The following is a 20,631-nucleotide window of genomic DNA, read 5'->3' as shown; positions in this document are numbered from 1 at the left end:
AGTGGTGACATCCTAGACCGGGGATGGCGCAGGTACTACCTTTTGTCGTAGGGCCCCTCCGCCGTGGCGGCGAATCCCCAGGCAAGCATCCCCGGTCGGCGTCCCCTTCGGTCAGCTACCCAGCGCGCAGAACTGTCCCGATGCGAGGTTGACCGCCAGGGACCACGTTCCGGCGCAGTCGACACCGGCCTGCTCGGCGGTGGCACCCGAACCCCAGCCCGCGATGGCAATGGTGGTTGCGCCGTTGTCGGCCCAGGAATGTGCGATGCCGCCTCCGAGCGCCCCCGCGTAGGACGTTCCCCCGGCGCGCGAGGCTCCGAGCGCCGTGCCGTACCCCGTGGCAAGCGTCGAAGTGTTTCCGCCCGATTCGGCGACGCTGACGGCGGTGCCGCTGTCGGTTGCCGTCGCGCTGGCACGGGCCGCGTCTGTCGCTTTCGCGCCGCAGCTTGCGAAACCGTCGACCTGAATGTCGTTGACTGACGGCGGCGAAACACAGGTCACCGGTGCGGCCCCGGCGACGCCGGTGCCGAGAAATGCGGCAGAGGTTACGCCGCCACCGACTGCGAGAAGTGCTGCAGCGCGGGAGATTCGGCTAACAAAGCGGGGTGAGGAGCCATCCTGGGGTGAGCGGCGAAGAGTAGAGAAAGGCAACGAGGCGGAGAACAACGGGGGCTCCTTCAACGGAAACTGAGAATGGATCGGTGCGGCACACCGTACCGCGGTTCCGGTGCCGGGTCATCAGTGAATCTTCCCTATGCGTGTAACAATTGGGCATTCACCTCGACCCTCGCCCGACCGGGCCGCCGTGCACTACCATCTGCGAGGATGAAGCGCTGCTTGTTTGCTGCCCTGGCTGGATCGTTCCTTGTGCTCGCCGGTTGCAGTGGCAACGATGGTTCGAGTGGGTTCGACGGTGGGTCCGAGATCGGGCGCAGCATGCCTCCCGCCGATTCCTCGATGGCTGCGCCCGCGCTGGCTCCAGGCCAGGAGAGCGGTAGTCCGTTCAGGGATCAGGCGCAGCCGGCGGCCGAGCGCAAGGAGGTTGTCACCGGCAACCTCTTCGTCACCACGCCGGACCCGATCCAGGCCTCTCGAGACGCTGCCGCGCTGGTGGAGCAGGCCGGCGGGCGCGTCGACAATCGAACCGAGAACGCGGAGACCGACTATTCGGCTGCCAGCAGTTCCCTCACCGCACGCATCCCGGCCGAGGATCTCACCGGGACCGTAGACCGCATCTCAGCCCTCGGCGAGGTCACCAGCATCAACCTCACGCGTGATGACGTCACGATGCAGTACCGAGATCTCGACGCCAGGACGGCTGCTCTGCAGGCCTCGGTCGATCGATTGCGGGCGCTGATAGCCGAAGCGACCAACACTGCAGATCTGATCGAGGCTGAGTCCGCACTGTCCAGTCGGCAGGGGGAGTTGGACAGTCTCGTTTCACAACGGAACTACCTCGCCGACCAGGTGGAGTTGTCCACGATCACAGTGCAATTCGACACCGACGAGGCGACGCCGGTCCGCGGTCCCGACAACTTCTTCGATGGAGTCGTCGCGGGCTGGAACTCCCTGATCGACGCGGTCCAGGACGGCGTGGTCAACCTCGGCCGCGCGATCCCGTGGCTGGGTGCGCTCACCATCGGTGCCGGGATCGTCTACGGTCTCGTTCGCGTCATCCGGCGAAAGCCGGACGGCGCGCATGACACCGACACTGCCGAGAGTGCCGATACTGCCGATATTGCCGCCGACACCGAACCCGGCGACAAGACCGAAACCGAACGCGACTCGTCCTAGACGCTTCCCTCGAAACCGTGCTGCCGCCACGCCTCGTACATGACCACCGCGGCTGCGTTGGCCAGGTTGAGTGATCGCCGTCCAGGAAGCATCGGAATGCGTAGTTTGTCGGTGATGTGCTGGTCGTCCAGTACTGCGTCAGGGAGTCCAGTGGGTTCCGGCCCGAAGACCATGACGTCGCCGGGAACGTACTCGACGTCGGTGTGAAACCTCGTCGAGTGTGCGGTGTACGCGAAGGCCCGCACCGGCGCGAGTGCCGTCCACGCGTCGGCGAGATTCTCGTGCACGGTGACGGAAGCAAGGTCGTGATAGTCCAGCCCCGCCCGTTTCAGTTTCGGTTCCGACATGTCGAAGCCGAGGGGGCCGACCAAGTGGAGTTCACACCCGGTGCCGGCGACGAGGCGTATCGCGTTGCCGGTGTTCTGGGGAATGCGGGGTTCGAAGAACAGGAGTCTGAACACCCGGTTCACTCTGCCACCACCTTCCGGGGAAGGATGGCGCAGGTGGATCACGAACAGTTTGTCGGCGAGGATTACGCCGACAGCGACCTCGGTCGAGAGCACTGGACGGGGCGCGCATACCAATCCTGCACCTTTCGCGACGCCGATCTGAGCGGGCTGAAGACCACGTCGGTGGTATTCACGAACTGCGATTTCACCGGTGCCGACCTGACCGAGTCAGTCCACGTCGACTCGGCATTTCGCTCGTGTACGTTCACCCGGACCAACCTCCAACACAGTGTGTTTCGGCATTCGACCCTGATCGGGTCGACTTTCGTCGACTGCAGGCTTCGTCCGGCGACATTCGACGAGGTGGACTTCACTCTCGCCGGTCTGGGCGGGGCAGACATGCGGGCCATGGACCTGTCCGGATGTCGGATGGTGGAGGCGAACATCGTCGAGACCGATCTCCGGAAAGCGACGCTCACTTCGGTGGACCTGACCGGTGCTCGTACCTCCGGTGCCAAGCTCGACGGTGCGAACCTCCGCGGGGCTCGCACCGACGCCGACTTCTGGGTGACTGTCTCGCTCGTGGGCGCCAAGATCGAGTTGCTGCAGGCTGTCGCTTACGCGCGGGCTCGCGGACTCTCCGTCGAGGGTTGATCGATCCGGCGCGGACCCACCTGGAACAATGGCGGCTGTGACTGCAACGGTTCTTGACGGCAAGGCAACGCGTGACGAGATTTTCGTCGATCTGATCAGGCGGGTGGAAGCGCTGCGTGAGCAGGGCGTGGTCCCCGGGCTCGGCACGATATTGGTCGGCGACGACCCCGGTTCTGCGGCGTACGTCCGCGGAAAGCACAACGACTGCGCCAAAGTGGGAATCACCTCGATTCGCCGCGACCTCCCGGCGGACGTCACTGCGGCCGAGCTCGATGCCACCATCGATGAGCTCAATGCCGATCCTGCGTGCACCGGCTACATCGTGCAGCTTCCACTGCCGCGTCACCTCGACGAGAACGCGGCGCTCGAGCGCGTCGATCCGTCGAAGGATGCCGACGGGCTGCATCCAGTGAACCTCGGCCGTCTGGTGCTGGGCAAGGAAGCACCGCTGCCATGCACTCCGCGCGGAATCGTGCACCTGCTACGCAGGTACGACGTCCCTATCAACGGCGCGCATGCCGTCGTTGTCGGCCGGGGTGTGACGGTGGGGCGCCCGATCGGCCTGCTACTCACTCGCAAGTCGGAGAACGCCACCGTCACTCTGTGCCATACCGGCACCAAGGATCTCGCAGCAGAGGTATCGCGAGCCGACATCGTCATCGCCGCGGCCGGTGTACCCGGAATCATCACCGCCGACATGGTCAAGCCGGGTGCCGCAGTGCTCGACGTCGGCGTCACCAGAACGGATGACGGCTTGCGCGGCGACGTAGCACCCGACGTCGCAGAGGTGGCGGGGTTCCTATCACCCAATCCAGGTGGCGTCGGGCCACTGACCCGCGCGTTTCTACTGGCCAACGTCGTCGAGCGGGCCGAGCAGTCGCTTCGCTCTCGGGCGACGGTCTGACCCGGATGCGCAACCAGATCCGCAAGAACCTACCGCTGCTCGTGGTGTTGATCGTGATCGTCGCGGCGTTGGTGCTCGTTCTTGCGGATCGGTGGCGACGCGGGTCATTCATCCTGGGTGTCGCGACCGTGCTCGCCGCTGGCTTCCGGTTGTTCGTGCCCGAGAACCGGATCGGGCTGCTCGCAGTGCGGAGTCGCGCTTTCGACGTGTCGGCACTCGCCCTCGTCGGCGGCGCGATCGTGTTTCTGTCCGCGTCCATCGACCCGCTCGGCACCGACTGACCCTGTCGCCAGGTCCAGTCGGCGCCAGTCGGTTCAGGTGGCCCGGGCGTGCTCCATCGTTGTGCCGAGGAGTTTCGCCACCGCTGCGGCCTCGGTGAGGAAGCCGTCGTGGCCATCGCGCGATTGGATGACCTCGAGCGCGCGGCAATCGGGCAACCCGCGCGCGATCTCCTTCTGCTGCCGAAGGGGATAGAGGCGATCGGAATCCACCCCGCCCACGATCGTGGGCACCGTGGCGCGCGCGAGGGCAGCGTCGATGCCCCCGCGCCCGCGGCCGATGTCGTGCCTGTTCATCGCCTCGCTCAGCAACACGTATGTGCCGGCGTCGAAACGGTTGGCGAGTTTGGCTGCCTGGTGCTGGAGGTAGCTCTCGATGGCGTAGCGGCCACCGGTCCACGGATTCTCGTCATCCTGCGCGGAATTGGCGAACCGCAGATCCAGCTCGCTTTCCGTTCGGTACGTCAGGTGCGCGATGCGCCGAGCGATGCTCAGCCCGGCCCGCGGGGATCGGCCGGTGCCGTGGTAGTCCCCGCCCTGCCAGTTGGGATCGGACACAATGGCCTCGATCTGCGTGGTCTGCGTCCCGATCTGATCGGCAGTTGCCCTGGCGCCGACCGCGAGCACGAGTGCCGCGCCCACCCGCTCCGGGTTGCCCACGATCCACTCCAACGTCCGCATGCCGCCCATGGAACCTCCGACCACGGCCGCCAAACGTTCGATGCCCAGAACGTCGGCAAGGGCGGCCTCGGCAGCCACCTGGTCCCGGATCGAGATGTAGGGGAACGCGCTGCCCCATGCCCGCCCGTCGGCTCCGATGGAACTCGGTCCGGTGGTGCCACCGCAACCGCCGAGAACGTTGGGTGCGATCACACACCATTCGTCGGTGTCGATCGGTGCGCCCGGTCCGACCATGCCGTTCCACCAGCCCGGCAGCGCATGGTCGGCGTCGGCTGGCCCGCTCACGTGTGAATCACCGGTCAACGCGTGTTCGATCAACACGACGTTGTCGCGGTTCGGGGACAGCTCACCCCACCGCTGCACCGCGATCGTGACCTGCGGTAGGGACGCGCCGCTCTCGAGATCCAGGCGGCCGATGTCGATACTGCCGAGCCGCCCGTCCGGCGCGGGAAAGTCCGCGTCCGGACGGGCGTCGTGCACAGAGCCGATGGTCAAGACGCCGCCGCTGCGAATCCGCGTTCGAGGTCGGCGATGATGTCGTCGACCCCCTCGATGCCCACAGCCAACCTGACCAGGCCTGGGGTGACACCCGAGGTCAACTGCTCCTCCGGCGTCAACTGCGAGTGTGTAGTCGAGGCAGGGTGAATGACGAGTGAACGCACGTCCCCGATATTAGCGACATGACTGTGCAGGCTCAGCCCGTCGACGAACCTTTTGCCCGCGTCGACCCCGCCCTTTAGTTCGAACGCGATGATCGCGCCCTGTCCCTTCGGAGCAAGCTGCTGGCCACGCTCGTACCACGGCGAGGACTCGAGGCCTGCGTAGTTGATGGACTCGACCTCATCGCGGGCGTCGAGGAACGCAGCGACCTTCTGCGCGTTCTCGACGTGCCGCTCGATACGCAAACTCAGCGTCTCCAGGCCCTGGCTGATGAGGAACGCGTTGAACGGCGACACAGCGGCGCCGATATCGCGGAGCAATTGCACGCGCGCCTTCAATGCGAACGCGGGTGCTCCGAGTTCGGCGAAGACGACACCGTGATAGCTCGGATCGGGGGTCGTGAAATTCGCGTGGCGTCCCTGTGTCCAGTCGAACGTGCCACCGTCGACGATGACGCCGGCGATAGCGGTGCCGTGCCCGCCCAAGTACTTCGTGGCCGAATGCACCACGATGTCGGCTCCGTGCGTGAGTGGCTGGATCAGGTAGGGCGTGGCCACGGTGTTGTCGACGATCAGGGGAATCCCGTTTTCGTGCGCAACAGCCGAGATGCCCGGAATGTCGAGGATGTCGTTCTTGGGGTTCGAGATCGTCTCACCGTAGAACGCCTTCGTTTCCGGGGTGATCGCGGCACGCCACTGCTCGAGGTCGTCGGGATCCTCGACGAAATCGACCGTGATACCCAGCTTCGGGAGCGTGTAGTGAAACAGGTTGTAGGTGCCGCCGTACAGGCGCGGGCTCGACACGATGCGATCACCGGCCTCCGCGATGTTGAGGATCGCGAGCGTTTCGGCGGCCTGGCCGGACGCGAGCAACAGCGCTGCCACGCCTCCTTCGAGGGCAGCGATGCGCTGCTCGACGGCGTCCTGCGTCGGATTCATGATGCGGGTGTAGATGTTGCCCGGTTCGGCGAGCCCGAACAGTGCAGCGGCGTGGTCGGTGCTCTCGAACGTGTAGGACGTGGTCTGGTAGATCGGTAGCGCGCGCGCCCGCGTGACACCGTCGGCGTTCTGGCCGACGTGGATCTGCTTGGTCTCGAAACTCCACGATGCGGTGGGGTCTTCGATAGGCGCGCCTGCTGCGTCGACTACGTCAGGGGTGTTGTCGGTCATGTGCTGATAACTCCGTCTTCGAGGAATGTTGGTCGATTCGAATCGGCTCCCGCATGAGAGCCGGGCGGGGTCTATCGAGACAACAACACATCGTCAACCTCCTCATGGGCCTTCTGCCAAGTCGTGCCCGGTCATTGGGCCCGTCGAGGCTGGTTGCCATCCTCGGAGCGGACCCGCGCTTGTTCTCCGGCCACGCGGTGGTGCGTGACCGATTAACCAGGTCTTTTCACCCGGGGCACCCCACCGCGGTTGGAGGGTTGCCGGCCAGCAAGCCGGGGCTTGAACGCTGACACTCATGACCTGGTGGGAATCCTAGCGGGAGCTTCCGCCGCAGCAAACAGCGACATTGCCCTTCCGGTGTCCGGGGACCTGATCACCTGCTCGAGTGAGGACAATCACCGCTTCGCAGGTGCCGCATTCGTCGCCGCGGGGATGAAAATGGGAGCCACGGGCGTTCCCTACGGTGGTTCGTTCCACTTCATGCCTCGTTCGAGGCGATTCATTCGATACGAAGGTTGTTCTGCTGTGACTGTCACCGATTCGGCTTTCGCCAAGAATGTCAGCGCTGCGCGCGACAGAATGTCGAACCCCATGGTCGCCGGCGACAGATCACCGTCGACGCGTCGACGCTTGGCGATGCTTGCCCTCTCGATCGGCGGTTTCGGTATCGGTACCACCGAATTCGCGTCGATGGGGTTGCTACCCGATGTGGCCGCGACCATGAACATCACCGAACCGGTTGCTGGGCAGATGATCTCGGCCTACGCGCTCGGAGTGGTAGTCGGTGCACCTCTGATTGCGACACTCGCGGCGCGAGTGCCGAGGCGGGTGCTGCTGATCGTCCTCATGGTGGCGTTCACGCTGGGCAACCTCGGGACCGTGTTCGCGCCGAGCTTCGGCGAACTGGTGGCATCGCGCTTCGTTGCAGGTCTGCCGCACGGTGCCTACTTCGGTATCGCTGCTCTCGTCGCCGCTCATCTGGCCGAGCCGGGCAAACGAGCAAAAGCAGTCGCCATGGTGATGATGGGGCTTTCCGTCGCCAACGTCGTCGGCGTGCCGGTCGCGACGTGGCTCGGACAGGTATTCGGGTGGCGTAGTGCGTTCACCCTCGTTGCTGTAATCGGTGCGCTCACGGTGACGGCGCTGATCCTGTGGATGCCGCGACTGGACGGCATGCCCACCACGAACCCGATCACCGAACTGGGCGCATTGCGACGCAGCCAGGTCTGGATGACTCTCCTCGTCGGGGTCGTCGGTTTCGGTGGAATGTTCGCCGTGTACACCTACATCGCGTCGACACTGACCGATGTCGCTGGTCTCGCCAGGGCGTTCGTGCCCCTCGCCCTGATGATCTACGGCGTCGGCATGGTCGCCGGCAACTACGCCGGCGGCTGGCTGGCGGACCGATTCATGCTCCGCGGCGTCTTTTTCGGGCTGTCCGCGATGGCGGTGTTCCTGGCCGTGTTCGTGGCCGCAGCCCACAACGGCGTCACCGCGTTGATTCTGATCTTCCTGATCGGCGCCTCGGGTTCGTCGGTCATTCCGGGTCTGCAGACCCGTCTGATGGACGTCGCCGACGATGCGCAGACCTTGGCGGCCTCGCTCAACCACGCAGCCTTCAACCTGGCCAACGCCCTAGGAGCTGCCATCGGCGGCGCAGTGATCGCTGCCGGTTTCGGATACACCGCGCCTGCCGCAGTCGGCTCCGTGCTCGCCGTCGCCGGTCTTGTGGTCCTGGCGACCGCGATGCGGATGCAGCGGCGGGGGATCTCCACCGAACCTCCACATTTCCTGCCGGATCCCTCCGCAGCAGCCCTCTAGTGTCGGAGGCATGAACCGCACCGTGCTCGTCGTCGATGACGAACCGACCATCTCGGATGCTCTCGCGGCACGGCTCCGCGGCGAGGGTTTCGATGTGATCATCGCAGCAGACGGACCTTCGGCTGTTGCAGAGTGCGCGCGGACCACGCCCGACCTGGTCGTGCTCGATGTGATGCTGCCAGGTTTCGACGGATTGGAAGTGTGCCGCCGAATTCAGGCGGACCGGCCTGTCTCGGTGCTGATGCTGACCGCTAAATCCGAGGAGACCGACATGCTGGTCGGCCTCGGGGTCGGCGCCGATGACTATCTGGCCAAGCCGTTCAGCATGCGTGAGCTCGTTGCACGCGTACATGCGCTCATTCGGCGCGCGGACAGAAATGCCTTATCTGCCGACCTGCCGATGTCGACACCGGCAACGAGCGTCGGCCCGATACGGATCGACCACGACGCCCGCACGGTGTCGAACTCGGACGGTGTAGTGCATCTGACGCGCACGGAATTCGATATCCTGGTGTTCCTCTTGCACCGCCCACGCAAAGCCGTGGCGCGCGAGACACTGCTCGCGCACCTGTGGGGCTGGGAGGACTCGGCCGGTAGCCGGACCGTCGACAGTCATGTCAAAGCTCTGCGGCGCAAGCTCGGTGGCGACCTCATCCGTACGGTGCACGGGTTCGGCTACGCGCTGGAAGTGCCGAGATGACACCGACCGCCCTCGGCCGGAGGTTGCCCCGACCCCTCGATCCGTTGAGCTCGTTCAAACTCAAGGTGTCTCTGATCGTCGGCATCGTGTTGGTAGTCGCCAGCATCACGTTCTGGTTCGGCGCCGGCTGGCAGTTCCGGTACGCGCTCTTGGCCGCCTTGGTGATGTCGCTGGCCGCGACGCAAGTTCTCGCCCACGGGATGACCTCGCCGTTGCGCGAGATGACCGCGGCAGCCAAAGCCATGGCCAGGGGCGACTATTCGACGCGTGTCCGCGCGACCTCACGCGACGAGGTCGGCCAACTCGCGGAGGCGTTCAACACGATGTCGACCGACCTCGAAGCGGCGGACACCTACCGACGCGAACTGATCGGCAACGTCTCGCACGAGTTGAAGACGCCCATCGCAGCGTTGCGCGCCGTCCTCGAGAACATCGCCGACGGTGTCACCGAGCCCGACCCCCGAACACTGGCGGTGGCGCTGCGGCAAACCGAAAAACTGGGCGATCTCGTCTCGGAACTGTTGGACCTCTCCCGGTTGGAAGGTGGCGTTCTGCAGCTGAAACCCGAGCAGTTCGGGGTACACGATTTCCTCGCCGAGGTCACTGCTGGGCAACCACGCATCGCGCTCGAAGTCCACCCGGTCGACCTCGCCGTCCGTGCTGATCGCTCGAGGTTGACGCAGGTGGTCACCAATTTGGTCGAGAACGCGGTCCGGCACGCGCCCTCTGGCACCGACATCACGGTGTCGGCGGTCGAGACGCGCGATGGCATAAGCCTCGACGTCGTAGACGACGGGCCGGGAATAGCACCGGCCGAGCGCAATACGGTGTTCGATCGGTTCACCCGGGGCGGTGCGACGGGCGGCGGAACCGGCCTCGGCCTCGCTATTGCCCGTTGGGCTACAGAGCTGCACGGCGGAACGATCGAAGTGCTCGATCGTTCGACCGGTTGTCACATCAGAGTCTCCATTCCACACTCCTGAGTCCGCTCGATCCCCGCGACGCACGTCTTCATGTCGTGGCGTCGGTTTCAGTCCTGCCCGAACGAGGAAAGAAGACTGTCTTGGCCACCGTTGAGCACTCGCAAGACCGGACATCCGGAACACCGATAGCCCCCATCGGACTCTCACTCTGGCCGCGCAGGGTTTGGCCCGTGCGACGCTATGCCGCTGTCTCTCGATTCACCCTGGTCGGCGCCGTCGTCACGGGCCTTCTCGGCGCGGCTGTCCTTGGTTCTCCCGGCATCGGGTACCCGATCGTCGCCGCAGCGGTGCTCGTCGTAGCGGCATCTGCGCGTCCCGATCGGCTCACGTGGTGGCATGCGTTCGGTGCGATTGCCGTTCTCGCGCTCACCTCGGTTTCGGTGTTCCGCGACGCCGAGTGGCTGGTGACCTTGGCAACCTGGCTGGCTGTTGTCGTGACCGGAGTCGTACTGTCGGCGTCGTGGACCTGGACCGGGACCATTCTCGGTGCAATGACGCCGGTGTTCGTTCCGGTTCGGGTTCTGCGATGGACGAGGCGAGGCACCCGCAGGTTGGATACCGGCAGCGTGAAGCCGGGGCGACTGGTGTTGGTCGCTGCGGTGACATCGTTGCTCGTACTTGTCTTCGCGGCGCTCTTCGCCGGTGCCGACCCACAGTTCGAGCGGCTCGTCGATTCGCTGACTCCGGAATGGGATCTGGGCGCTGCATTCGGGCGACTCGTTGTCTTCACGCTCGTCGCTGGCGGTGCGCTGGCTGCGGCATATGTTGCCGTCAATACGCCGCGTTTCGACCTGGTAGCGCCTCGGCCACGTCGCACGCTCGAGTTGTGGGAGTGGACGATTCCGCTGGGATCGTTGGTCGCTGTGTTCTGCGCCTTCGTCTTCGTGCAACTCCGAACTCTGTTCGGAGGTCAGGAACACGTGATTGTCACCGCGGGTCTCACCAACGCCGAATACGCGAGGCAAGGATTCTGGCAGCTGTTGGCGGTGACGGCACTGACTCTGCTGGTCATTGCCGTCACGGTCGGAAGGGCGCCGCGCATCTCGACGGCGGATCGACTGGCCCTGCGCATATTGGTGGGCGCTCTGTGTCTGCTGTCCTTGGTGGTGGTCGCCTCGGCGCTGCACCGGATGTCGTTGTACGAGCAGCAATACGGATACACGACGCTACGCTTGTTCGTCACCGCGGTGGAGCTGTGGCTGGGTTCGGTGTTCGTGCTGATCATGATCACGGGTCTCCGGATGTCGGGTCGATGGCTGCCGCGCGCGGTGGGTGTGGGGGCGGTGTTGACGGTGCTCGGCCTCGCGGCGCTGAACCCCGATGCCTACATCGCTCGCCACAGCGTCGAACGATTCGAGCAAACAGGGAAGATCGACGTCGGCTATCTCTCCCGGCTTTCGAGCGACGCCGCGCCCGAACTGGACCGACTGCCCGAGCCGTACCGGAGCTGTGTCGACACCGGGGCGTCGACGAATGCGTCGTGCCTCCCTGGGCGCTAAAGTGAGCGAGCATGAGCAGGAAGGAGCAGCGATGAGATACATGAGCTCGATTTCGACGTATCTCGCTCTGCTTTTGCTGCTCGCCACCGTCCCTGGTTCGACCGCCGGTGCGGTCGCGTTCGGCCTCGTCTTGACGGCAGTGGTGGTCACCGTCGTGGCCACCACAGGCCGTGATTCGCTGACAGCGATGCTCTTCGGCGTCACGCACGGCCCTGCGGCAGATCGACGTCGGCGCGGGGCATTTCGCCGTCAGGACCGTCCGAACGAAGCAGGCAGGCCGATGCCCCGCGCTCCCGGCGCGTTGGTGGGGGCCCTCTAGAGCACCGCACCAGGGCTTCCCGACACACCGTCAGCGGTACATCACCCGCCCTTCGTCGGAAGTCGCCTTCATGTACTTCATGAGCTCATTGCCTGCGTTCGCCTGTGCCCGGCGTTCGATCAGCACGGTCCTGTCCATAGTGGCGACCGTCGCGCTGATGTTTCTTCTCGTCGTCGACCACGAGCCCGGTGGCCAAACGTCGCTCGTCGCTCTCGCGCTCGCAGCTCTGGTCGCGCTCGCGGTACTGCATTCGGCGTCGGCCTCGTGCATCGGACCCAGGGCTTCGCGCGCTCCTGCCGAGGACACCCGATTACGAGGTAGCTTTCGTCGCCAACACCGTCCCGACACACCGGGACGTCCTATGCCCAGAGCACCCGGACCGGTCACCTGACCGGTCCGCCTTCCCTCGCTTCGGGGAGTGCGCTGCCGGTCGAGATTTCCACGACCGACAACACACCAAGGGGTGCTCCCATGCTCGACTTCGTCTACTACCCGGTGTCCGGAATCCTCTGGTTCTGGCACACGGCTTTCGGTTCGGTGCTCGGTCCCGACAACGGGATCAGCTGGGCACTGGCCGTGGTGTTTCTCGTGTTCACCGTCCGTGTTCTGCTCTACAAACCGTTCGTCGGCCAAATCCGTCGTCAACTTGCCATGAAGTCGCTGCAACCGCAGATGAAGGCGTTGCAGAAGCTGCATGCCGGCGATCGCGCTCGCCAAGGGGCAGAACTGCGGAAGTTGCAGAAAGAACACGGGGTGACCCGCTGCTCGGTTGTCTGCCGATGCTCGTGCAGGCGCCGGTGTTCATCGGACTGCTGCACGTGCTGAGGTCGTTCAACCGCACCGGCACCGGTTTCGGTCACCTCGGCATGTCCGCGCAGGACAACGCGAGCACGGCCAACTACTTCTTCAGCGCCACCGACGTGCAGTCGTTTCTCGGCGCCCGCCTGTTCGGAGCGCCGATCTCGGCGGCGATCACCAATCCGGCCGACACTCTCGCGTCCTTCGCCGAGTTCGGCGGGATTCCGTCGGCGTGGGCCATTGCCGCGGTGGCAGTTCCGCTCATGGTGATCGCTGGTGTGGCTACGCACTTCAACGCTCGTGCCTCGATAGCGCGCCAGGACGATGTGGCACGCAGCAACCCGCAGACTGCAATGACAAACAGGATGATGCTCTGGATCCTGCCGGCCGGCGTCCTGATCGGTGGACCGGTGCTACCGGTAGCTGTGTTGCTGTACTGGGTGAGCAACAACGTGTGGACGTACGTCCAACAACATCTTGTGTATCGGCGCATAGACCGGGAGCAGGCAGCGTTGCCCGTGCCGCAATCCGCCGTCACTGCGCCCAAACCAGGCGCCAAACCTCAGCGCCGACGGTGAAGGACTGTTCCGTGTGTGTCGGTCGCGTCCGCTACCGTGCCTTCCGTGCCTATCACTGTCTCCACAGTCAACGTCAACGGAATCCGTGCTGCCGCACGCAAGGGAATGCTGCCGTGGTTGGAAGCGACCGATGCCGATGTGGTCTGCCTTCAGGAAACGCGCGCCGACGACGGTGAGCTGACCAAGGCCCTGGCCCCCGCACTCGACGCAGGCTGGCACCTCGCCTCTGCCGCGCCGTCGGTGAAAGGACGCAACGGCGTCGCTGTTCTCTCCCGCACGGCTCCCGACGCCGTGCGGGTGGGAATCGGTGCCGACGAGTTCGCGGAGGCCGGCCGCTATATCGAGGCCGATTTCGGTGACGTCACCGTCGCGAGTTTGTACCTACCGTCCGGTGCGGTCGGTACCGAGCGACAGGAGGAGAAGGAGCGGTTCATGGCCGCATTCGCCCCGTACCTGACGGCGCTGGCCTCGACAGCGCAGGCCGCGGACCGCGATGCCGTGGTGTGCGGTGACTGGAACATCGCGCACACCGAGCGCGATATCAAGGCGTGGAAGACCAACCGCAAGAACTCGGGGTTCCTCCCCGAGGAACGTGAGTGGATCTCGGCGCTTCTGGCCGAAGGCGCACCCTGGCGGGACGTCGTGCGCGATCTTCATCCCGACGTGGACGGCCCGTACAGCTGGTGGTCCTATCGCGGAAAGGCATTCGACAACGACGCCGGATGGCGGATCGACTACCACCTGGTCACCGACGCTCTCGCCGAACGCGCAAAAGACGCGGTCACCGAGCGTGCGGTGGCCTACGACCAGCGATGGTCCGATCACTCGCCAGTGACGGTCAGTTATCGCTAGAGCCTGGAAGAAAAGACCTTCTCGCGTCGTGAAAAGATCATGAGCATGTCTTCTCCTGCATCATCCGACACACCTCAGGGGCCGCGCCAGCGCGTCCTGTCCGGCATCCAGCCGACGGCGGACTCGTTCCACCTCGGCAACTACCTGGGTGCCGTGCGTCAGTGGGTGGCATTGCAGGACGACTACGACGCGTTCTATTTCATTCCAGATCTACACGCCATCACGGTGCCGCAGGATCCCAAAGCGCTACGGCATCGCACCAGAATCGCGGCAGCGCAGCTGCTGGCCGTCGGTATCGACCCGAAGCGCTCGACTCTGTTCGTGCAGAGTCAGGTGCCCGAGCATGCGCAGCTGGCGTGGGTGCTCAACTGCATTACCGGGTTCGGCGAAGCGGGGCGGATGACGCAGTTCAAGGACAAGTCGGCCAAGCAAGGTCGCGATCAGACCACGGTGGGGCTGTTCACTTACCCGGTATTGCAGGCCGCCGACATTCTGCTCTACCGCCCCAATCTCGTTCCGGTCGGCGAAGATCAGCGTCAGCACCTTGAACTGACGCGCGATCTCGCGCAGCGCTTCAACACCCGCTTCAAGAAGACCTTCGTCGTTCCGGACGCACACATCGTGAAGGGCACCGCCAAGATCTTCGATCTGCAGGAGCCGACGGCGAAAATGAGCAAGTCGGGGTCGAACCCGGCCGGCATCGTCAACCTTCTCGACGATCCGAAGGTGACGGCGAAGAAGCTTCGCTCGGCGGTGACCGACAACGACCGGGACATAGCCTTCGACCCGGTGAACAAGCCGGGCGTCAGCAATCTGCTCAACATTCAGTCGGCATTGTCCGGCCGCGCGATCGACGACCTCGTCGAGGGATACGCAGGCAAGGGTTACGGCGATCTCAAGTCGGACACGGCAGATGTCCTGATCGAGTTCGTGACCCCGCTGAAAGCCGCCGTCGATGGCTATATGGCCGACATCGCCGAGCTGGATCGCATCCTCGCAGACGGCGCAGACCGGGCGAGGGAGGTAGCGTCACGAACGTTGGCGCAGGTGTACGAACGGGTGGGGTTCCTGGCACCGCTTTCCTGACAGCAGGGAACTCACACCGGGTCCCGAGCTTCGAGGGGCAGACATCGAGAGGGTGATCGTCGTTCCCGACTTCAAAGCAATCTTGCAGCGGCGCCGCGAGCAATGGCCGTGGTTCGATCACACGGTCCGCGCGGCGCAGCGGTACAAATCGCAGAATGGCGACTATTACGCCGCCGCGATGACCTACTTCAGTGTGCTGGCGCTTTTTCCGCTCCTGATGGTGGCGTTTGCGGCAGCCGGATTCGTGCTGGCGGGCCAACCTCAATTGCTCGACGAGATCAGCGACCAGATCACGCAGAACGTTCCGGGAAGTCTGGGCGAAACGATCAACACTCTCGTCGACACTGCGATCGAGTCGAGGACGAGCGTCGGCATCCTCGGTATCCTCGGCGCGCTCTACGCAGGATTGGGGTGGATGGCGAAACTGCGCGAGGCTCTGACGGCCATGTGGGAGTCCGTGCACGAGGATGGCAGCTTCCTCGCTACCAAGTTCAAGGATCTCCTGGCACTGTTCGGGCTCGGTGCCGCTCTTGCAGTGTCGCTGGGATTGTCGGCGCTCAACGGTGCCTCGGTGATGCGCAGTCTGCTCGAACTGGTCAACCTGGACGGCGTCCCTGGAGTCGATATCGCGCTCCGCGTCCTGTCGGTGGTGCTGGCAGTCGTCGCTACCTGGGCTGTGTTCGTCTGGGTTATTTCGCGGCTTCCGCGGGAACCCGTTCCGATTCACAGCGCCCTGAAGGGCGCTCTGATCGCCGCGATCGGGTTCGAGGTCTTCAAGCAGATCGCGGCGATCTACCTCGCGTCGGTCACCAACGGCCCCGCCGGGGTGGTGTTCGGCCCGATCATCGGTCTTCTGGTCTTCGTGTTCACCACGTCGCGATTCCTGTTGCTGTCGACGGCTTTTGCTGCCACCACCGAGGAAAGTATGGCGCTGGCGTTCGTGCCGCCACCGGAACCGGCAGTCATCACTCCTCGAGTCGAGATCAACGAGGGGCCGACGGTGAAGAGCGGCATCGCACTGGTTGGAGCGGGGGCGATCGCGGGAGCGGTGCTGGGGCGGTGGGGGCGCCGTTGACCGGCCCAGAATGGGTCAGCGCGAATCAACGTCGTCGATTCAGTTGACGTGCCCAGAGCAGCAGACCCAGCACGATCAGTGCGCCGATGACCGCGAAACCGATTCGAATCACGGTGTCGCCGCCCGCCTTCAGGGCCGAGGCTCGCGCACTGGCAGCGGGATCGGTCTGCCCGGCAGGATCGGTCGGCGGCGATGCCAGGGTGGGCACCGCGGGGCGGGTGCTCGTGACCGGTGCGGCGGAATCCTGGTCCACGAGTACACCGACTGTCGAGTCAACGGGTAGCGCGAAGCCGTAGTCCAGCAGCCGCGCTGCCTGCTCCCACGGACGAATAGGCAGGACGTCACCCAGCATCAACGTGACGGCGAGTCGTCGGCCGTCGCGGGCGGCGGCGCCGACGAAGGTCTGTCGGGCAGAGTCGGTGAATCCTGTCTTGCCCCCGAGCGCGCCATCGTAGTTGTACAGCAACTGGTTGTCGTTCGACAGCGCGAATCCTGGCCGGTCCACGTCCTCGGTGATGGCGGGATCTCGGGGGTAGCCCGGGAAATCGACCATCTCGGTGGAAATCAGTTCCGCGAACGTCGGGTCCGCCATCGCGGAACGAAAGATCAACGCCATGTCGTAGGCCGAGCTCGACATCCCGGGCCCGTCGAGACCGGACGGACTCGCCGTCCTCGTGTCGAGCGCACCCAACGAAGTTGCCTTCGCGTTCATTTTCTCGACCGCGGCCTCGTTGCCACCGAGCTGCGCGGCCAGCGCGTGCGCGGCGTCGTTCCCGGACGCCATCACCAGACCCTGCATCAGCTGCATGTTCGTGTAGACGCCGCCCTTTCCTAGTCCGACGGAGCTGCCTTCGATACCGGCATCCTCAGCAGTGGCGACGGTGGTCCTGTTCAGATCGAGCTCATCGAGTACGACGAGGGCGAGAAGAATCTTGATGATGCTGGCGGGTCGGTAGCGCCCGTGCGGATCCTTTGCCGCGAGAACGTCGCCGCTGTCGAGATCGGCGAGCACCCAACCGGTTGCCGAGATGTCCGCAGGCAACGGGGGAGCCCCGTCGGGTGTCACGGTGCCGCACTCGGCGAGAGCGTCACCGCCGATAGCTTCAGCAGGCACGGGAAGGGCAGGAGGGGTGGTTTGTCCTGGCTCAGGCACCTCCGACAGGTCGATCGCAGGTGGCGGCGACGTCGCGAACGGGCAGTTGTCGGTGTCCGGCGTCGCGAAAGGTGTGGTGGTCGGCGGTGGCTCGGGTGGCTGAGCGCCGACCGGCGCCGAGCCCATGAGCACCAGTACAACAGACGCCGACGCCACCACGAACCCACGAATCGTTCTCATCGCGAACCACCTTAGGCGCTTCGCGCATGTGCGTGGAAATACATAGCCTGCTATGTATTTCCACGCACATGGGGAGTGTCAGTTACCGGACGGCCGGAGGAAGGGGCGCTGGATCTTTTTCCACTTCTCGTAGGTGGCGTACGCGGACCGGGTGGACTCGAGCGTCGACGTCGCGCTGACCGGAACATCCCACCAGGACTCGGAATCCGGCGCCCCGATGAGTGGGTCCGTCTCGACATGGATGACCGTGCTCGTCTGGCTCGCCTTGGCGGTCTTGACCGCGTCGGTGAACTCGGCACCGTTCTCGACCCGCACGACCTCCACTCCCAGGCTGGCCGCGTTGGCTGCGAGATCGACGGGCAGAATCTCACCGTCCAAACGGCCCTGTTCACCGCGGTAGCGATAGTCGGTTCCGAATCGCTGCGAACCCAGCGACTCCGAGAGCGATCCGATGGAGGCGAAGCCGTGATTCTGCACCAGGATCACGATGATCTTGACGCCTTCCTGAACGGCGGTGACGAGCTCGGTGGCCATCATCAGGTACGAGCCGTCGCCGACCATGACGAACACGTCGCGGTCCGGTTCGGCCATCTTCGCGCCGATCCCGCCGGCGATCTCGTAGCCCATGCACGAGAATCCGTACTCGACGTGGTATCCCTTGGAATCTCTTGTGCGCCAGAGCTTGTGCAGGTCGCCTGGCATCGATCCGGCGGCACAGACCACGACATCATGCGGATCGGACAGCGTGTTCGCGAGGCCGATCACCTGATTCTGGTTCAACGGCGCAGTCGGATCCTCGATCTTGTATACCGAGGAAACCGTCGCGTCCGACGGGGTCGCCAGGTCTGAAACAAGGGTGCGGTAGTCGGCCGGTACCTCGTAGTCGGCCAGCTCGGCCTCGAGGGCTTCGAGCGCCTCCCGGGCGTCGGAGACGACGGAGATGCCGCCTTGCTTGACCGAGTCGATGGACGCGACGTTGATGTTGACGAATCGCACGTCCGGGTTGTTGAAGGCGGTACGCGAGGCGGAGGTGAAGTCGCTGTAGCGAGTGCCGATTCCGATGATGACATCGGCTTCGGTGGCGAGGGCGTTCGCGGCAGTGGTGCCGGTAGAACCGACCGCGCCCACCGACTGCGGATGGTCGTAGGGCACAGCCCCTTTGCCGGCCTGGCTCTGGCCGACGGGTATTCCGGTCTTCGAGACGAACGACGCGAGTGCGGCGGTGGCGCCGGAGTAGATGACCCCGCCGCCGGCGACGATCATCGGCTTCTGCGCGCTGCGGATGACCTCGGCTGCGCGTGCGATGACCGACTTTTCCGGCAGCGGGCGGGCGATGTGCCACGTACGCGGTGCGAACAGCGACTCCGGCCAATCGAACGCCTCTGCCTGCACGTCCTGCGGGATGGCGACGGTGGCAGCGCCGGTCTCGACCGGATCGGTCAGCACGCGCATCGCGCCGAGCAAAGCCCCGGGCAGCTGTTCGGGACGCCACACCCGGTCGAAGTACCGCGAGAGCGGCTTGAACGCGTCGTTGACCGTGACGTCGCCGCTCGAGGGGAGTTCCAGCTCCTGAAGCACCGGGGCGCTCACGCGGGTGGCGAACGTGTCCGCTGGCAGCAACAGGACAGGCAAGCGGTTGATCGTCGCCAGGGCAGCACCTGTCAGCATGTTCGTCGAGCCGGGGCCGACGCTGGCCGTGACAGCCCAGGTCTGCATTCGATCCTTCTGACGTGTGTAGGCGACGGCACTGTGCACCATGGCCTGCTCGTTGCGTCCGAGGACGTACGGCAATTCCGGTTCGCTGCCGCCTTCGACGGCGTCGATCTCGGCCTGCAGGAGCGCCTGCCCGAGGCCGGCGACGTTGCCGTGGCCGAAGATGCCGAATGCGCCGGCGAAGAACTTGGTGCGTGTGCCGTCGCGCTCGACGTACTGGTTTGCCAAGAATTTCACGACGGCCTGGCTCACGGTGAGGTGAACTGTGTCCTCGGTATTCTCGGTCTTGTTCGCCGAGATCGGCGCAGTGGACACCACGGTCATGCTCCTTCGGAAGCGGGGTCGAGGGTAAGGCCGTTCAAGGGAAGACGAGGGTCGACGGCCTGCTCTTCCCAGGTACCGCGGATCCAGGTGTGCTCGGGGTCGTCGACGATGTTCCAGGCGCGTTCGGGGCCCGGTCCGGCCATGACGTTGAGGTAGTACATGTGGTATCCGGGGGCCGCAACCGACGGGCCATGGTAGCCATGCGGAACCAGGACGACATCGCCCGTGCGGACCTCTTCGAGGACCTCGATCGGCCGCTGCGGCGTCCCGTATACGCGGTGGTAGCCGAAGCCGGCGCGCTCGCCCGGGCCGGGCGCGATCTCGAAGTAGTAGATCTCTTCCAGCGCAGTCTCGCTCGCGGTGTTCTCGTCGTGCTTGTGGCCCGGGTAGGACGACCAGTTGCCGCCGGGGGTGATGACCTCGCAAGCGATGAGCGAGTCGGCTTCGAATCTGTCGGCGGTTCCGAAATTGTGTACCTGCCGGCTGCAGTTCCCGGCACCGCGCAGCTCGACCGCGACATCGGCTGCTGCCACGTACCGGAGGGGAAGCTTGTTCTGGGCTCGAGCTCCGCACAGCGCGAAGCGCCCGCCGTCGGTGCTGGCGACCGTGTACGAGGAATCCTTGCCGACGTAGACGAAGTCCGACGGTCCGTCGAACACCGATGTGCGGCCCTGTAATTCGAACTTCGTACCGTCACTGGTGACTGTCGCAGAACCGGACAGTGGGACGATCATGATCTCGTCGGCACCGGACTCGAGGTTCACGGACTTCCCGGCAGCAAGGCTCAACGTCCACAGGCTCGATTCCGTCCAGCCTGATCGGGTCGTTCCGCCGGCTCCACTCCTGCCTGATCGGGTCGTTCCGCCGGCTCCACTCCTGCCGGCCGTCTCGGGCGTCACGACGACGTCGAAGTGGTCCTGGCCGCCGGTTCCTGCTTTGATGTAGTACTCGGAGTTCATCT

20 protein-coding genes, 1 pseudogene and 1 riboswitch are annotated in these 20,631 nt (G+C 64.9%); of the genes and pseudogenes, 14 read left to right on the top strand and 7 right to left on the bottom strand.

Translation table 11 applies throughout. The features are described 5' to 3' along the window. Positions 1–111 precede the first annotated feature (111 nt). Positions 112–588 carry a DUF6764 family protein gene (locus KVY23_RS12150; RefSeq protein WP_206511366.1) on the bottom strand — a complete coding sequence of 159 codons (477 nt, stop codon included), beginning with the start codon at positions 586–588 and terminating at the stop codon, positions 112–114. 237 nt (positions 589–825) lie between these two features. Here KVY23_RS12150 and KVY23_RS12145 point away from each other — a divergent pair, with 237 nt between their 5' ends. Continuing rightward, positions 826–1,794, top strand: coding sequence for a DUF4349 domain-containing protein (locus KVY23_RS12145; protein ID WP_230556576.1), 969 nt, complete (start codon positions 826–828; stop codon positions 1,792–1,794). Here KVY23_RS12145 and KVY23_RS12140 read toward each other — a convergent pair. Beyond that, positions 1,791–2,255 carry a tRNA (cytidine(34)-2'-O)-methyltransferase gene (locus KVY23_RS12140; protein WP_075840759.1) on the bottom strand — a complete coding sequence of 155 codons (465 nt, stop codon included), beginning with the start codon at positions 2,253–2,255 and terminating at the stop codon, positions 1,791–1,793. The two genes, KVY23_RS12145 and KVY23_RS12140, sit on opposite strands and share 4 nt — an antisense overlap. Positions 2,256–2,288: 33 nt before the next feature. Between KVY23_RS12140 and KVY23_RS12135 the strand changes: the two genes are divergently transcribed. From KVY23_RS12135 to KVY23_RS12125, 3 genes are read left to right on the top strand one after another with little or no spacing between them, the layout of a single operon-like run. Beyond that, positions 2,289–2,897, top strand: coding sequence for a pentapeptide repeat-containing protein (locus tag KVY23_RS12135; RefSeq protein WP_230556575.1), 609 nt, complete (start codon positions 2,289–2,291; stop codon positions 2,895–2,897). A 37-nt stretch (positions 2,898–2,934) separates the two neighbouring features. After that, positions 2,935–3,801, top strand: a complete 867-nt coding sequence (locus KVY23_RS12130; RefSeq protein ID WP_206511351.1) for a bifunctional methylenetetrahydrofolate dehydrogenase/methenyltetrahydrofolate cyclohydrolase — start codon at positions 2,935–2,937, stop codon at positions 3,799–3,801. Positions 3,802–3,806: 5 nt separating this feature from the next. After that, the gene (locus KVY23_RS12125) at positions 3,807–4,082 is read left to right on the top strand and encodes a DUF3017 domain-containing protein (RefSeq protein ID WP_075840758.1); all 276 of its coding nucleotides are present in this window, start codon (positions 3,807–3,809) and stop codon (positions 4,080–4,082) included. Positions 4,083–4,115: 33 nt separating this feature from the next. Here the strand turns inward: KVY23_RS12125 and KVY23_RS12120 are convergent, their stop codons facing one another. Both KVY23_RS12120 and KVY23_RS12115 read right to left on the bottom strand, forming a co-directional pair. Further along, positions 4,116–5,255: a homoserine O-acetyltransferase gene (locus KVY23_RS12120; protein WP_268995011.1), complete on the bottom strand. Its 1,140-nt coding sequence runs from the start codon at positions 5,253–5,255 to the stop codon at positions 4,116–4,118. Next, positions 5,252–6,589 (bottom strand): bifunctional o-acetylhomoserine/o-acetylserine sulfhydrylase, encoded by a 1,338-nt coding sequence (locus tag KVY23_RS12115; protein WP_230556574.1) that lies wholly within the window; start codon positions 6,587–6,589, stop codon positions 5,252–5,254. Before KVY23_RS12115 ends, KVY23_RS12120 begins: the two co-directional genes overlap by 4 nt. Before the next feature lie 170 nt (positions 6,590–6,759). Beyond that, positions 6,760–6,890, bottom strand: a riboswitch (SAM riboswitch). A gap of 224 nt (positions 6,891–7,114) precedes the next feature. On the opposite strand from KVY23_RS12115, the gene KVY23_RS12110 reads away from it, so the two are divergent. The 10 genes and pseudogenes from KVY23_RS12110 to yhjD all read left to right on the top strand — a co-directional run bounded on the left by KVY23_RS12110 (position 7,115) and on the right by yhjD (position 16,300). Continuing rightward, positions 7,115–8,410, top strand: a complete 1,296-nt coding sequence (locus KVY23_RS12110) for an MFS transporter (RefSeq protein WP_230556573.1) — start codon at positions 7,115–7,117, stop codon at positions 8,408–8,410. A gap of 10 nt (positions 8,411–8,420) precedes the next feature. Then, positions 8,421–9,110, top strand: a complete 690-nt coding sequence (locus tag KVY23_RS12105; RefSeq protein WP_206511349.1) for a response regulator transcription factor — start codon at positions 8,421–8,423, stop codon at positions 9,108–9,110. Beyond that, complete coding sequence (locus KVY23_RS12100; protein ID WP_230556572.1) at positions 9,107–10,093, top strand: ATP-binding protein; 987 nt, start codon at positions 9,107–9,109, stop codon at positions 10,091–10,093. Before KVY23_RS12105 ends, KVY23_RS12100 begins: the two co-directional genes overlap by 4 nt. A gap of 170 nt (positions 10,094–10,263) precedes the next feature. Then, positions 10,264–11,592, top strand: a complete 1,329-nt coding sequence (locus tag KVY23_RS12095) for a DUF4153 domain-containing protein (RefSeq protein ID WP_230556571.1) — start codon at positions 10,264–10,266, stop codon at positions 11,590–11,592. Positions 11,593–11,623: 31 nt separating this feature from the next. After that, positions 11,624–11,911, top strand: a complete 288-nt coding sequence (locus KVY23_RS12090; RefSeq protein WP_230556570.1) for a DUF6412 domain-containing protein — start codon at positions 11,624–11,626, stop codon at positions 11,909–11,911. Between the two features lie 79 nt (positions 11,912–11,990). Next, positions 11,991–12,302 (top strand): DUF6412 domain-containing protein, encoded by a 312-nt coding sequence (locus KVY23_RS12085; protein WP_230556569.1) that lies wholly within the window; start codon positions 11,991–11,993, stop codon positions 12,300–12,302. 80 nt (positions 12,303–12,382) lie between these two features. Continuing rightward, positions 12,383–13,272, top strand: a pseudogene (gene yidC, locus KVY23_RS12080) (membrane protein insertase YidC); the annotation flags it as partial. A gap of 60 nt (positions 13,273–13,332) precedes the next feature. Then, positions 13,333–14,139 (top strand): exodeoxyribonuclease III, encoded by an 807-nt coding sequence (locus KVY23_RS12075; protein WP_230556568.1) that lies wholly within the window; start codon positions 13,333–13,335, stop codon positions 14,137–14,139. Positions 14,140–14,184: 45 nt separating this feature from the next. After that, positions 14,185–15,225 carry a tryptophan--tRNA ligase gene (gene trpS / locus KVY23_RS12070; RefSeq protein ID WP_230556567.1) on the top strand — a complete coding sequence of 347 codons (1,041 nt, stop codon included), beginning with the start codon at positions 14,185–14,187 and terminating at the stop codon, positions 15,223–15,225. Between the two features lie 52 nt (positions 15,226–15,277). After that, positions 15,278–16,300, top strand: a complete 1,023-nt coding sequence (gene yhjD, locus KVY23_RS12065; protein ID WP_230556566.1) for an inner membrane protein YhjD — start codon at positions 15,278–15,280, stop codon at positions 16,298–16,300. A gap of 25 nt (positions 16,301–16,325) precedes the next feature. Here yhjD and KVY23_RS12060 read toward each other — a convergent pair whose 3' ends face one another. From KVY23_RS12060 to iolB, 3 genes are all read right to left on the bottom strand, one after another. Beyond that, complete coding sequence (locus KVY23_RS12060) at positions 16,326–17,633, bottom strand: D-alanyl-D-alanine carboxypeptidase family protein (protein ID WP_374108720.1); 1,308 nt, start codon at positions 17,631–17,633, stop codon at positions 16,326–16,328. 78 nt (positions 17,634–17,711) lie between these two features. Next, positions 17,712–19,670, bottom strand: coding sequence for a 3D-(3,5/4)-trihydroxycyclohexane-1,2-dione acylhydrolase (decyclizing) (gene iolD, locus KVY23_RS12055; protein WP_230556565.1), 1,959 nt, complete (start codon positions 19,668–19,670; stop codon positions 17,712–17,714). After that, on the bottom strand, positions 19,667–20,629 hold the full coding sequence (gene iolB, locus KVY23_RS12050) for a 5-deoxy-glucuronate isomerase (protein WP_230556564.1): 963 nt from the start codon (positions 20,627–20,629) through the stop codon (positions 19,667–19,669). The genes iolD and iolB overlap by 4 nt, the downstream gene beginning before the upstream one ends. Positions 20,630–20,631: the final 2 nt, after the last annotated feature.

It is taken from the genome of Rhodococcus sp. I2R (genome assembly GCF_020889545.1).
Lineage (GTDB): Bacteria > Actinomycetota > Actinomycetes > Mycobacteriales > Mycobacteriaceae > Rhodococcoides.
The sequence above is the reverse complement of the archived record's forward strand: the minus strand, read 5'-3'. Positions and strand labels throughout refer to the sequence as shown.

Excerpts from the sequence above, each read along its gene's own strand:
- KVY23_RS12085 (WP_230556569.1), top strand. The coding sequence starts at position 11,991 with ATGAGCTCATTGCCTGCGTTCGCCTGTGCCCGGCGTTCGATCAGCACG.
- KVY23_RS12145 (WP_230556576.1), top strand. The coding sequence starts at position 826 with ATGAAGCGCTGCTTGTTTGCTGCCCTGGCTGGATCGTTCCTTGTGCTC.
- KVY23_RS12105 (WP_206511349.1), top strand. The coding sequence starts at position 8,421 with ATGAACCGCACCGTGCTCGTCGTCGATGACGAACCGACCATCTCGGAT.
- KVY23_RS12115 (WP_230556574.1), bottom strand. The coding sequence starts at position 6,589 with ATGACCGACAACACCCCTGACGTAGTCGACGCAGCAGGCGCGCCTATC.
- KVY23_RS12125 (WP_075840758.1), top strand. The coding sequence starts at position 3,807 with ATGCGCAACCAGATCCGCAAGAACCTACCGCTGCTCGTGGTGTTGATC.
- KVY23_RS12060 (WP_374108720.1), bottom strand. The coding sequence starts at position 17,633 with ATGAGAACGATTCGTGGGTTCGTGGTGGCGTCGGCGTCTGTTGTACTG.
- KVY23_RS12135 (WP_230556575.1), top strand. The coding sequence starts at position 2,289 with ATGGCGCAGGTGGATCACGAACAGTTTGTCGGCGAGGATTACGCCGAC.
- KVY23_RS12090 (WP_230556570.1), top strand. The coding sequence starts at position 11,624 with ATGAGATACATGAGCTCGATTTCGACGTATCTCGCTCTGCTTTTGCTG.
- iolD (WP_230556565.1), bottom strand. The coding sequence starts at position 19,670 with ATGACCGTGGTGTCCACTGCGCCGATCTCGGCGAACAAGACCGAGAAT.
- trpS (WP_230556567.1), top strand. The coding sequence starts at position 14,185 with ATGTCTTCTCCTGCATCATCCGACACACCTCAGGGGCCGCGCCAGCGC.
- KVY23_RS12100 (WP_230556572.1), top strand. The coding sequence starts at position 9,107 with ATGACACCGACCGCCCTCGGCCGGAGGTTGCCCCGACCCCTCGATCCG.
- iolB (WP_230556564.1), bottom strand. The coding sequence starts at position 20,629 with ATGAACTCCGAGTACTACATCAAAGCAGGAACCGGCGGCCAGGACCAC.